Origin of the sequence: Prevotella sp. RM4 (assembly GCF_000701965.1) — a bacterium.
GTDB classification, from domain to species: domain Bacteria; phylum Bacteroidota; class Bacteroidia; order Bacteroidales; family Bacteroidaceae; genus Prevotella; species Prevotella ruminicola.
Genome location: NZ_JNKG01000008.1, coordinates 288,579 through 299,505, shown reverse-complemented (window position 1 = coordinate 299,505; position 10,927 = coordinate 288,579). Strand labels below are relative to the sequence as shown.

At 50.1% G+C, this 10,927-nt stretch carries 7 protein-coding genes; 1 reads left to right on the top strand and 6 read right to left on the bottom strand.

Going from position 1 to position 10,927, the window contains the following annotated elements; all coding sequences use genetic code 11:
- Positions 1-90: 90 nt before the first annotated feature.
- From T499_RS0107175 to T499_RS0107165, 3 genes are read right to left on the bottom strand one after another with little or no spacing between them, the layout of a single operon-like run.
- Positions 91-1,179 carry a TlpA family protein disulfide reductase gene (locus T499_RS0107175; protein ID WP_198021261.1) on the bottom strand — a complete coding sequence of 363 codons (1,089 nt, stop codon included), beginning with the start codon at positions 1,177-1,179 and terminating at the stop codon, positions 91-93.
- Positions 1,180-1,202: 23 nt separating this feature from the next.
- On the bottom strand, positions 1,203-2,444 hold the full coding sequence (locus tag T499_RS0107170; protein WP_052173535.1) for a M56 family metallopeptidase: 1,242 nt from the start codon (positions 2,442-2,444) through the stop codon (positions 1,203-1,205).
- A complete protein-coding gene (locus T499_RS0107165; protein ID WP_033150387.1) occupies positions 2,441-2,827 on the bottom strand; it encodes a BlaI/MecI/CopY family transcriptional regulator in 387 nt (128 codons plus the stop codon). Before T499_RS0107165 ends, T499_RS0107170 begins: the two co-directional genes overlap by 4 nt.
- Before the next feature lie 172 nt (positions 2,828-2,999).
- Here T499_RS0107165 and T499_RS0107160 point away from each other — a divergent pair, with 172 nt between their 5' ends.
- A complete protein-coding gene (locus tag T499_RS0107160) occupies positions 3,000-7,004 on the top strand; it encodes a hybrid sensor histidine kinase/response regulator transcription factor (protein WP_033150386.1) in 4,005 nt (1,334 codons plus the stop codon).
- Here the strand turns inward: T499_RS0107160 and T499_RS0107155 are convergent.
- From T499_RS0107155 to T499_RS0107145, 3 genes are read right to left on the bottom strand one after another with little or no spacing between them, the layout of a single operon-like run.
- On the bottom strand, positions 6,958-8,097 hold the full coding sequence (locus T499_RS0107155; protein WP_033150385.1) for a glycoside hydrolase family 76 protein: 1,140 nt from the start codon (positions 8,095-8,097) through the stop codon (positions 6,958-6,960). The genes T499_RS0107160 and T499_RS0107155 overlap by 47 nt on opposite strands.
- 17 nt (positions 8,098-8,114) lie before the next feature.
- Positions 8,115-9,239, bottom strand: a complete 1,125-nt coding sequence (locus T499_RS0107150; RefSeq protein ID WP_033150384.1) for a SusE domain-containing protein — start codon at positions 9,237-9,239, stop codon at positions 8,115-8,117.
- A 53-nt stretch (positions 9,240-9,292) separates the two neighbouring features.
- Positions 9,293-10,909, bottom strand: a complete 1,617-nt coding sequence (locus tag T499_RS0107145; protein ID WP_033150547.1) for a RagB/SusD family nutrient uptake outer membrane protein — start codon at positions 10,907-10,909, stop codon at positions 9,293-9,295.
- Positions 10,910-10,927 lie beyond the last annotated feature (18 nt).

Below are 10,927 nucleotides of genomic sequence, written 5' to 3'. Positions count from 1 at the left end.
GCGTTCCACTAATGGGAATTTGTCATTCGTCTTAATATATTCGTACTCCAATCTTCTTATAATCAGAACATGTTGAGCCATACCATCAACTTAAAGGGCGGTATCTAAATACTGGTAGAAATCGGCGGTTTCGCCTAGGTAGGCATTGAGCACAATGCCTTCGGGCGAGATCAGCACCTTATAAGGATAGCCCTTTATTCTGAATCTATCCTCTGTAATGCCATCCTCGCTTCTTACCTGCAGCCAAGGCAGATTGTGTTTCTTAACAGCAGCAGTCCACTTTTCGACAGTATCGTTACAGTCGATGCCCACAATCTCAAGGCGATCCTTATATTTGGCGTAGTACTCCTTTAGTTTGGGGAACCCTTTGATACACCAGGTACACCACGAGCCCCAGAAATCGAGCACTACATATTTACCACGAAGCGATTTCAATTCCAACACATTTCCCTGCAGATCTTTCAACCCAAGTTCTGGCACTTGAGTGCCTATTGTAACAGTATCGTTCTTTACGGCTTTACGTGCAGCCGCCTCTTTCAGCACTTGCTTAAACATTCTCTCCAAGCTATCCAAATCGCTTTTCATTCTGCCATTGCGAACTTCCGGAGTCAACTTGGCCATAGCAGGCAGCACCTGCTCGTAACCTACATAAACAATCAAAGTTGCCGTGGCATCCTCGTCGGGATGTTCCTCTATGTATTTCATATATACAGAATGTGCGCGCCTATTGATATCACGGTTTTTCTCCCCCCTTATGCTATCAGGATCATTTCGAGCAGCCACAAACTCAATATTAAAAGGACGTTGGAGTTCAGTTATTCGTTCGTACTGCTGATAGAATGTACTACCACTCCAATGCTCGTCTACCGAATTAAGACTGCCACTAAAGACAGCCTCCTCATCAGGAACCAAATAGAAATAAAGACTCTCTTTGGGATTCGTCTTTAAATACATTTTAGCCGAATAAGCCTCTTTCAGATTGGCGTTGAACAAAAACTCACCAGCCTTTACAGCCACCTTATGCACCATGTGCTGTTTCTGAGGCTGCAAAATGGTATACTCGATGCAGAGCGTATCATTGCTTGCACCATCAATTTTACCTGTCAACTTAAAGTTGTCATTAGCAGATGCGGTTACTGATGCCAACAACACTGCCATCATCACAAAAACTTTTTTCATACTCATTACTTTTATTGGTTAAGTTATTCTTGTTTCATAATTATCTTCTGGTCTGCCATATCGCTCTTTACCTGTATGGAGACTGTGGCCACGCCTATATTCAGAAAATCCACCACTGCGCCTTTGGGTACTTTGAGCGAGAATTTTCCATCAAAATCAGTAATCGTACCTGTTGCACCGTCATGTTCCTTTACAGCTGTACCCAGCAAGGGATTACCTTCTTCGTCAACTACCGTTCCTGAAATCGTCAGCATTGCGGTTTCTGGCTGAGGTTCCGTCTTTTGAGTGCTTTGCTGTTTATGAGGCTCAACCACAGGGGCTGGTGACACCTCCTGTGGCACCTGAGTCAGAATGGTATCAGCAACAGGATGGATGGGAGCAGGTTCTGGTGCCTGATAGTGAATAATCGTCTGAGCATTCAGGGCTAAGGTGATGGCTACAACGGGGAGCAGATACAGCACCTTGAGCAGACGAGAGGGCTTGGAGCGATGACGGGCCATCATCTGAAAACGGTTCTTCAGCGTTTGCTGACTGATGGCATTAGCCAACTTGCACTCCAACTTGGCATTGGCCCTATCCATCAGCAGGTTCAGATAGTGGTGTGCATCTACGCCACCCGAAAGCACACTGGCATCGGCCTCGTACTCATGAACGGCACGCAACTCTCTACCTGTGAGCCAGATGGCAGGGTTAAACCACTGCAGGGCAATCGCCAGTTCCATCAGCAACAGATCGAATGAGTGATAGCTATTGATATGTGCCCGCTCATGAACCAAGAGGGCCGAATCCTGTAATTGATAGTCGCGACGCGAAAACACGATGGTGTTCCACCAGCTGAACGGTGCAATATTCTGAGCGCAAACGGCAATGATGGTTCCATCTGCTTGCGGGTGCTGCTCGCATTGGTTAATCAACTTGTTCAAACGATAGATGCTGATGGCGGTATGGAGCAGTTTTAATACTACGCCTGCAAGATAGATAACGAATAGCCATAGAAGGGGATTATCGTAAGTTGCTAAGGGGCTATCCGATGCAACACCAGATACAACATTAGACCTGGATGCAGACGTAGATGCAGCCACAACCGTTTTGTGCAGGGTGATTTCGCACAGCGGAAGGATAAAGGCTATCAAGACCGACAGGAGCAGGATGGCACGATTAAAGCGATGAAAAGTCTCACGTTCCATCAACAGGCGATAAAACAGATAGAACACTGCCAACAGCATCGCCACCTTACCTATATATAACAGAAATGCCGTTATCATCGTTTCGACTCGATTTTTGTCATCAATTCCTTCAGTTCTGCCAACTCCTCGTCGGTATATTGCTCCTTTTTGGCAAAGAAGCTGACAAGCGATGTGAATGAGCCATCAAAAAAAGTATCCTTTACATCACTGATAAACGAGTAGGTGTAATCGTCCTTGCTTACCAACGGCGAAAAACGATTGGCCTTGCCTACCTTTTCTGGCTTTACAAATCCCTTATCTGTAAGAATCTTCATAAACGTCAGGATAGTAGTGTAGGCAGGTTTTGGTTCAGGATAGCGATCGATGATGTCCTGAATAAAGCCCTGCTGTTCTGGCAAACTCCACAGGATGTTCATCACCTGTGTCTCGGCCTTGGTTAGTTGCTTCTTTTTCTCCTTCATAATGCTTAGGTTTATCATTCCGCCGGCAAATATATACTAGATATTTAGTAGTTCCAAATTTTATCAACTAAATTTTTAGTATTTAACATCTTTTTGTCATTAAAAAGGGATAAAGAACAGTCTTTACAAATAATTTTTGTATTTTTGCGCACGAAAAGGAAAAATTAAAAACATGAAGATTAAATTACTACTTGCTTTCGTGGCTTTCGTGCTGCAAGTACAGGCTTATAACATCCGACATATATCCAGTAGTGACGGGCTGTCGGCCAGCTCGATACTCAGTATTGAGCAGCAACCCGACGGCACTATGCTGTTTGGCACCATCGACGGACTGAACTGCTACGATGGCAGTAAGGTGCGACCTGCCACCCTGCATGCCGGGCAGCGACTGTACGGCAACCTGATAGAGCATGTGCTGAACGTAGGTGATAACAATACCTGGGTGCTGACTAACTACGGACTGAACATTGTAACACCCAAAGGCCAGGAGGTGCGCTACTACCCACAGTTCCAAGGACTAAGGCGCATACGAAAGAATCCGCAAGGCGACGGATTCCTGCTTACCGACGGCAAACTGAACTATATCGACAAGCGCGACGGGAGCATACATGCCCTACCCCTGAAAGGCGTAACACTGGCCAACGTGTGCGACTTTGCCGTATCGAGTAAGGCTCTTTACCTGTTTAACCGCGATGGCATTGTGAGCTATCAGCTAAGCGCCAACAACAACCAATACTCCATTGGCAAGCCCAAGATGGTGCAACGCATGCACCTGGTATCGGCCATGCCCGATGGCGATACAGAATACCTGGTTACCAACGACGGACAGCTATACAGCTACCAGATGGAGGCACTCACCCTGCAACACGAGATGTCGCTGGCCCATGAAATCAGTCGACGTGGTTTTGTTAACGAGGTGCTGCAATACAAGGAGTCGCTGATGATTGGCTTTGGCGAAGGTGGTGTGATTAAGGTGAACCGCCCCAAAGGCAAGCCAGCCGAGGTGATTGACTTAGGGGTAGAAACAGGCGTATTCTGCATGCACAAGGACCGCTTAGGCGATATCGTATGGATAGGATCGGACGGTGCCGGCGTGCTGATGTATAGCGACGAGCCACTGACATTACGATCGTTTGCAAGCACCTCGCTACGTGCCGGCAAATCGTTCCCCATCCGTGCACTGCTAAAAGATGGCGAGGGCAACCTATGGGTGGGCACCAAGGGCGACGGACTAATACAGGTACCCAACTTCAGCATCTACCAGAACCCACACCAGCTGGGCGAAACGGTGTACAGAGAGCAGAACAGCGGCCTGAGCAGCAATGTGGTTTACAAACTGGCCGAGAGCAAACATCCCTGGTTCTGGATTAGTGGCGGCGATGGCATCTGCTATTACTCGCAAGCCACCAAGAGCATACGACCCGTACCAGCCGAAATGCACCTGCAGCAGGTGATTGATATCCGCGAAAAAGGCAACGAACTATGGATGGCCACCTTGGGATCGGGTATAGTAAAAGCCGATATCAGCGTAGAAAACGGACAGCCACGACTAACCAACATGAAGCGTTACGTGCTGGATGGCGGTAAAGGCTCGTCGAACTACTTCTTCTGTTTGACCTGCGACGAACAGGGCCGCTGGTGGTTCGGAAACCGCGGAAAAGGACTTTATACCTTTGAGAAAGGACAGCTGAAGTATATGGCACCCAGCCAGACAACCAACGACCCCAGCATTAACGATGTGTTTGCGCTGCAGGCCGTGGGCGATAACCTGTGGATAGGTACGGGCATGGGCATTTTTATACGTAACAAGCAAGGCAAGAGTCACCATCTGACTACAGCCAACGGACTGCCTAACAACACCATACATGCCTTTACAAAAGGTACAGCAGACGAAGTATGGGCTACCACCAACGGCGGACTGGTAGAACTGTCGCCCAACGGCACGGTGCTGAAGGTGTATGGCATGAACAGCGGACTGGATGTAACCGAATACTGCGATGGTGCCGCCTTTGCCAATGGCAGGGAGCTGTTTTTTGGCGGTATCAACGGCTTTACGGCTATTGTGAACGACACCACCGTACAGCAGCAGGTGCACGAACTGCGCATTAGTTTTACCACACTCAACATTTTGGGTAAGCTGCAGAACATCAACGACTTTATGCAGGGCGAGCGAGATAACCTGACGTTGGCATTAGACCACACGCAGAACTCCTTTGCCGTGAGCTTAGCCACCTTTAACTATCTGGAGGAGCCGTTCTACCATTACCTGTACCGACTGACTGACGACGGCGAATGGATTGACAACGGATCGAGCAACGTGATATCGTTTACCCAGATGGCCGAGGGCAGTCACACGCTGTATGTAAAGGCCAAGAACATGATGAACGGTAAGGAAACGGCCGTATCGCAACTGCACATCGACATCAAGCCACCTTATTACCGCACCATCTGGGCCTACCTTATTTATATATTACTGGCCATTGCCCTGATAGCCATCTATGTACGTCACTGGTACGAGGACCAGAAGCTGCACCAGCAGATGCAGCTAACCCGACTACAACAGCAGCACCAGGACGAGCTGTACGAGGAGAAACTGAAGTTCCTGACCAATGTGGTACACGAACTGAACACACCTCTGACCCTGATTTACGGACCATGCGAACGCATTATGGCATACACCAAGGCCGATGAGTTTGTGAGAAAATACGTGGGCAAGGTGATGCAGAACCTGGGTCGACTGAACAGTTTGATTCAGGAGGTTATCGACCTGCGCCGTGTAACCACAGGACACCACGAGATTAGTTGGCGACGCGTGGATGTATCGGCAGTGGTGGGCGACTACGCCAACGCCTTTACCGAGATGGCCGAGCGCAGTGGCATCAGCTACGAACAGGACATTGAGCCGGGATTGGTGTGGACATCTGACGATAAGGCACTGAGAAGCATCGTAGGCAACCTGATATCAAACGCCTTTAAATACACCAAAAGCGAGGGCACCATCAAAGTAAAACTTACCCGACAGAAGGGAGGATTGCTGTTCTCGGTTTATAACTCAGGACGTGGTATCGCACCTGAGGACAGAGAGCGCATTTTCGACTACTATACCGTGTTCGACAGCGTAGAAGAGAGTCCGAATGCCGGACAGACCTCGCGTAATGGCATTGGTATGGCCATCTGTCATAACATGACCAAACTGTTAGGCGGACGGATAGAGATTGACAGCGAAGTGGGCCAGTATGCACAGTTTAATGTGTATCTGCCCGAAAAGCCGCTACCCGAAGGTGTGAGCGACGAGGTGGTGACATCGGCTAAGCAGACCGACAACATGCCCCTGGCTGTGCCACAGGCAGTGAGCAATGCCAAACCTGCACGCCCACTGCCCAAGATGGCAGGCGACAGAACACCTACCATTCTGACGATTGACGACAACCAGGAGATGCTTGACCTGCTGGCCGACTGCCTATCGGACTACCGTGTGCTGGCAGCCTTGAATGCCGAACAGGGCATGGCCTACCTGAAAGAGGAAACTCCCGACCTGATTATTACCGATATTATGATGCCTGGTACCGACGGACTGGACTTTACACAACAGGTAAAGCGCAACAAGCACACCATGCACATACCACTGATTATCCTATCGGCCAAGACATCGGAAGAGGAGCGTATAGAGGGATTAGACAGCGGCGCCGACGTGTATATCAGCAAGCCCTTCAGCATCAACCTGCTGCAGGCCACCGTGGTACGACTGTTAGAGAACCGCAACGTGCTGCGCGAATACTATAATTCGGCAGCATCGGCCTATGTGTATGCTGGCGGCGACCTGATTAGCAAGGAGCACCAGAGCTTTGCCGACGAGGTGACAAAGGTGATTGACGAGCATCTGACCGATACTGAGCTGACCCCAGAGACATTGGCGGAACTGATGAGTATCAGTCCGCGCAATCTCTATAGGAAGTTCAGTGATGCCAATATGCCGACACCTAAGGATTATATCAAGACCTACCGTATTAATGTGGCAGCAAGATGGCTTACCACTACTAATACCACTATTCAGGAAATCATTTATAAAACGGGCTTCAACACGCGCTCACAGTTCTATACTGAGTTCCGAAAGCATTTTGGTATGACGCCTAAAGAGTATCGAGAGCAACAGCTTCGAGCAGTACACAACCACTAACGTGGGTACCCAAGTCGATGGCCGATGTGTTACGAGCCCAGTTGCTGCCAATCAGGTACTGGGCCTGAAGGCCTTTTTCCTTCAGTACCTCGGCATTGTGCTTCAGATAAGCCACAAAGCGGGTTTTATCGCTCGCATCAACCTGGGGCTCCTGAATAAGCAAAGTGAAGTAGCGCACAAAAATGCCCTTGAACAAGCCGCCATCGCCAGTACCCTCGTCCTTGAGCACACTCTCGGTGAGGTCGCTCAGGCTCGACAGGGTGTAAGACGAAGCACGTACGGCATCGCGCAGATAAAGGGTCTCGCCTGTAATCTTGAACAACTCGTAGCACATACCCACAAACGTGCCCTGATTATAGGTAAACACCCAAGTGGTAACATTGTTGCCATCCTGCCCGTTCATGCTATCATACACAGCACCCGTGCCAGCGGCATACAGGTTGTCGCGCTCCCAGTTGTAGATGCGCTTGGCCAGATCTAAATCAGATGCCTTGTGAAGGATATTGTACATGCGGGCAGCGATGATGCCGGCAGGACCATTGCTGCAGGCATTCTTGCTCCAAGGCTGACTTTTACGCCATGCCATGCCGCCACCGCAGTACTTGGTGTTCCAGGCATTCTGGATGTCGTCCCACAGCAACTGGGCGGTATCCAGATACTTCTGTTCCTTGGTACAGTCGTACAAGCGGAGCATCGTCAAGCAGATCCACTCCTCGTCGTCGTAGAAATCGTTGAAATAGCTGTTGCCAGCCTTTTTCTTGATGCCCTCGTGCCACTTATCAAACAAGTCGCGATAGCCGGCACTGCCTGTACGCAGATAGGCATCAATCACCACATCCATGGCATGAGCCTGGGGCCAATACTGATTCTGATGGATATCGGCCACATCGGGCATCGAGTTGAAATAGCCCTCGCGACCGTTCCAGAAGTGAGTTACTAAAGCCTGTGTAGCCTGCTCGGCCACCTGTTTCCAATTCGTCTGCTCAGGCTGTGGCGCAGGCGTTGGTTCATCCTCGGATGAAGAAGAACCGCAACCCTGCAGCACAAGGCTGCAGAGAAGCGGTACGAAGAAAACTTTTAATATGTTATGCATAAGTTAGAACTTACAGTTTAATCAGCCAGCTCAACATGGTGGGTATAGTTAGCACCATGGAAGAGCACGGTGATGCGGGTCTTGACACCTGGGTGAGGACCATCCGAACCACCATCGAAGTCGCCATCGAACTTCCACTTGTCGTCCCACTGGTTGTTACCAGTTTCCATGATGTAATAGTAAGGATCGTCCATAGCCAAACCACCAGGGCGTGAGTCGGTGCCATTCTTGGTGCCCCAGAACTGCTTGGTGCCATCGGCATACTCCATCAGGAACTTATAACGCTCGTCGCGGCCCCAGCCCTCCTGCTTGAAGGCTACCACACCTACACCAGAGAACTCGCCGTTGCCAGCGTAAGGAAGATCGAACATGATATTGTTGTTAGGGCAGAAGAACAAACCGAGACTCTTGATTTCGCGGATGGTAGCCGAAGCCACATTGAAATCGAGTACCAGACGATAGATGCCTGTAGCTGGTGCTACGGTTGAGCCACCCTCGCGCAGCTTCAGGCCATCGAGCGAGTAGATGGTACCATCGCCCTTGTTGTTGCTGCAGAACTGGTAGCTCTTGCCACCCTCGAGCTTGGTGAAGATCTCATATACGCCCTGCTCGGGTGATGAGAAAGCAGCACCGTTCTCGGCACCCTCGCCCATGATGAAGAGCGAAGAAGGAATCTCGTCGAAGCCCTCGAGCGAAGTGATGTTCAACTGATGCTTAACGGTTGCCTCGGCCTGATTCAAACCACGAGAAGCGATGATCGACCAGCTGACCGTGCCACTGGCGCCACTCTTGAAACCGGCAGCAGCGGCAAGCTTGTTCAGGGTTTTGTGGGTGATGGTGGCGCTGTTCATCATACCATTCTTATCAGAGAGCACCTTATAGATAGGTGTGCTCTCACCGTCCTTGTAGAACACCACCTCGTAGAGGGGCGAGCCACTATCCTCGGCCTTGGCTGCCTCCCACTCGAAGAAGGTAGAGGCAGTGGCTGAAGCCTGAAGGGTTACACTCTTGCCATCGGCAGGCTCGTAGAGCTGGGTGATGGCTGATACCTGACTGTCCTTGAACTCCATGTCGGAGGTGCAGGCTGACATGCTGAACACGGCGCCAAACAGCGCGAATGCCTTAATAATATTCTTATTCATAGTTAATTGTTTCTTTTTTGGTTTTTACTAATAATACTTATTGATGATATGGATTAATTGCCGTAGCCAGGATTCTGGCCTAAGTTAGGATTGAGGTCGATCTGACTCTGAGGAACAGCCCAGAGGTAGTCGCGGTTCTCATCGAACGTAAACTTCCAGGGGATGTCGTGGGTAAAGCTGGCACCACGTACTGGCTGAGTGAGATACTCTGAACCGGCCTTCCAACGCTTGATGTCGTACCAGCGCAGTCCTTCGAGAGCCAGTTCGCAGCGGCGCTCGTTACGCAGGATCTGACGAAGTTCGGTCTGCGACTTATCGGCAGGGAAGTTCAAAGCCTTAGCTGTCTTGAAGCCAGCACGCTGACGGATGGCACGTACGGTGCTGTTCCATACATCGGCTGTCATCTGGTTCTGCTCGAACTTAGCCTCGGCCCACATGAGCAGGATATCGGCATAGCGGAACATGATGATGTTGAGACCCGAACTCATGTCGCCAGTAGCCTGTGGGGCAAACCACTTACGGGTATAGTAACCTGTAGCAGTGGTATTGCTGCCTGTTCCGATATAGGTATCAACGGTGTTATCGCCAGCAGGATCGATATGAATCACCTCGCCCTTTGAGCCATCGCCCACATTAGCGCTCCAGTCGTAGTTATCATAGATAACGGTAGCAGCCAGACGTGGGTCGCGGTTGTCGTAAGGATGGTTAGGATCGTAATCGGTACCAGCCTCATCGATGGTATAACCATTCAGGGTGAGATAGCTATCAACCAACGACTGCTGAGGTACACGGTCGGCCACACGACCACCCTTACTCAGGGGAACCATGTCGAGAATCTCGCCCCAAGTGAGCAGGTTGCGAACATAGGCACGATCCAGGATTACCTCCTGGTTATACTCATTGTCCTCTTCAAACAGTCCGCGGTAGCTGGGGAACAGGGCATACGAGCCGTAAGTCTCGGGCTGATTGATAAGCATCTCGCAGTATTTCTGCACGTTACTCCAGTCGCTGTCCATCAGATAGGCACGGGCCTGCAGGGCTACCACAGCACCCTTGGTAATCTTGCCGTTCTCGCTCTCGGGCAGGTCGTTGCGCGAGGGCAGATCGCCGATGATATCGTTCAACTCCTGATGGATGAACGCCATCACCTCGGCGTGCGAGGTACGACCGATGGTGTTCGACTCATCCACAGTGATATCCTTAGTAAAGAAAGGAATATCGCCATAGAAGTTGGTGAGACGGAAGTAGATATAGGCGCGTACAAAGCGTATCTCGGCAATCATACGAGCCTTCTTGGCTGCATCGAGCTTAGTGATGGCATCGATATTCTCGAGGAACACATGACAGGTTTTGATGCCGCCATACAAATCGGACCACTCACTGGCAAAAATACCAGTGGTAGGCGTGGCCTGGCCCATACGCATCAGGCGCTGGTCGGTCGTAGAGCGACCGTCGATCATGTTATCGCTAAGCGACTCGTCGCGCCACATTTTGCCGGCATTATACATCTGTGCATAGGCCATGTTTACCACGTACTGCGCTCTGTCGGGAGAGTCCCAGAAGTTTGCATCGGTAAACTGATTGCCAGGGGCATTCTCCATGCCGTTGCAGGCAGTAAGCGTAAGTCCGCCCACAGCAGCAAACAGATAGATATATTTCTTGATTTTCATTTTCATAAGATACTTAAT

Coding starts and splice junctions, on each gene's coding strand:
- T499_RS0107155 (WP_033150385.1), bottom strand. CDS start 8,097: ATGCATAACATATTAAAAGTTTTCTTCGTACCGCTTCTCTGCAGCCTT.
- T499_RS0107165 (WP_033150387.1), bottom strand. CDS start 2,827: ATGAAGGAGAAAAAGAAGCAACTAACCAAGGCCGAGACACAGGTGATG.
- T499_RS0107160 (WP_033150386.1), top strand. CDS start 3,000: ATGAAGATTAAATTACTACTTGCTTTCGTGGCTTTCGTGCTGCAAGTA.
- T499_RS0107175 (WP_198021261.1), bottom strand. CDS start 1,179: ATGAAAAAAGTTTTTGTGATGATGGCAGTGTTGTTGGCATCAGTAACC.
- T499_RS0107145 (WP_033150547.1), bottom strand. CDS start 10,909: ATGAAAATCAAGAAATATATCTATCTGTTTGCTGCTGTGGGCGGACTT.
- T499_RS0107150 (WP_033150384.1), bottom strand. CDS start 9,239: ATGAATAAGAATATTATTAAGGCATTCGCGCTGTTTGGCGCCGTGTTC.
- T499_RS0107170 (WP_052173535.1), bottom strand. CDS start 2,444: ATGATAACGGCATTTCTGTTATATATAGGTAAGGTGGCGATGCTGTTG.